The sequence below is a fragment of the Citrobacter sp. CK202 genome (assembly GCF_030333225.1).
Lineage (GTDB): Bacteria > Pseudomonadota > Gammaproteobacteria > Enterobacterales > Enterobacteriaceae > Citrobacter_B > Citrobacter_B koseri.
The window spans coordinates 1-1,624 of record NZ_JAOWGI010000027.1 but is presented as its reverse complement, the minus strand read 5'-3'; the positions used below and the strand labels follow the sequence as shown (position 1 = coordinate 1,624).

1 rRNA gene is annotated in these 1,624 nt (G+C 53.4%); it reads left to right on the top strand.

Annotated features, from left to right (window positions below):
- Window positions 1-68: 68 nt before the first annotated feature.
- A 16S ribosomal RNA gene (locus tag OGX84_RS15505) occupies window positions 69-1,610 on the top strand.
- Window positions 1,611-1,624 lie beyond the last annotated feature (14 nt).

Genomic DNA, 1,624 nt, shown 5'->3' with positions numbered 1-1,624 from the left:
AAATGAATACCAAGTCTCTGAGTGAACACGTAATTCATTACGAAGTTTAATTCACGAGCATCAAACTTAAATTGAAGAGTTTGATCATGGCTCAGATTGAACGCTGGCGGCAGGCCTAACACATGCAAGTCGAACGGTAACAGGAAGCAGCTTGCTGCTTTGCTGACGAGTGGCGGACGGGTGAGTAATGTCTGGGAAACTGCCTGATGGAGGGGGATAACTACTGGAAACGGTAGCTAATACCGCATAACGTCGCAAGACCAAAGAGGGGGACCTTCGGGCCTCTTGCCATCAGATGTGCCCAGATGGGATTAGCTTGTTGGTGGGGTAACGGCTCACCAAGGCGACGATCCCTAGCTGGTCTGAGAGGATGACCAGCCACACTGGAACTGAGACACGGTCCAGACTCCTACGGGAGGCAGCAGTGGGGAATATTGCACAATGGGCGCAAGCCTGATGCAGCCATGCCGCGTGTATGAAGAAGGCCTTCGGGTTGTAAAGTACTTTCAGCGGGGAGGAAGGTGTTGTGGTTAATAACCGCAGCAATTGACGTTACCCGCAGAAGAAGCACCGGCTAACTCCGTGCCAGCAGCCGCGGTAATACGGAGGGTGCAAGCGTTAATCGGAATTACTGGGCGTAAAGCGCACGCAGGCGGTCTGTTAAGTCAGATGTGAAATCCCCGGGCTCAACCTGGGAACTGCATCTGATACTGGCAGGCTTGAGTCTCGTAGAGGGGGGTAGAATTCCAGGTGTAGCGGTGAAATGCGTAGAGATCTGGAGGAATACCGGTGGCGAAGGCGGCCCCCTGGACGAAGACTGACGCTCAGGTGCGAAAGCGTGGGGAGCAAACAGGATTAGATACCCTGGTAGTCCACGCCGTAAACGATGTCGACTTGGAGGTTGTGCCCTTGAGGCGTGGCTTCCGGAGCTAACGCGTTAAGTCGACCGCCTGGGGAGTACGGCCGCAAGGTTAAAACTCAAATGAATTGACGGGGGCCCGCACAAGCGGTGGAGCATGTGGTTTAATTCGATGCAACGCGAAGAACCTTACCTGGTCTTGACATCCACGGAAGTTTTCAGAGATGAGAATGTGCCTTCGGGAACCGTGAGACAGGTGCTGCATGGCTGTCGTCAGCTCGTGTTGTGAAATGTTGGGTTAAGTCCCGCAACGAGCGCAACCCTTATCCTTTGTTGCCAGCGGTTAGGCCGGGAACTCAAAGGAGACTGCCAGTGATAAACTGGAGGAAGGTGGGGATGACGTCAAGTCATCATGGCCCTTACGACCAGGGCTACACACGTGCTACAATGGCATATACAAAGAGAAGCGACCTCGCGAGAGCAAGCGGACCTCATAAAGTATGTCGTAGTCCGGATTGGAGTCTGCAACTCGACTCCATGAAGTCGGAATCGCTAGTAATCGTGGATCAGAATGCCACGGTGAATACGTTCCCGGGCCTTGTACACACCGCCCGTCACACCATGGGAGTGGGTTGCAAAAGAAGTAGGTAGCTTAACCTTCGGGAGGGCGCTTACCACTTTGTGATTCATGACTGGGGTGAAGTCGTAACAAGGTAACCGTAGGGGAACCTGCGGTTGGATCACCTCCTTACCTTAAAGAACCTG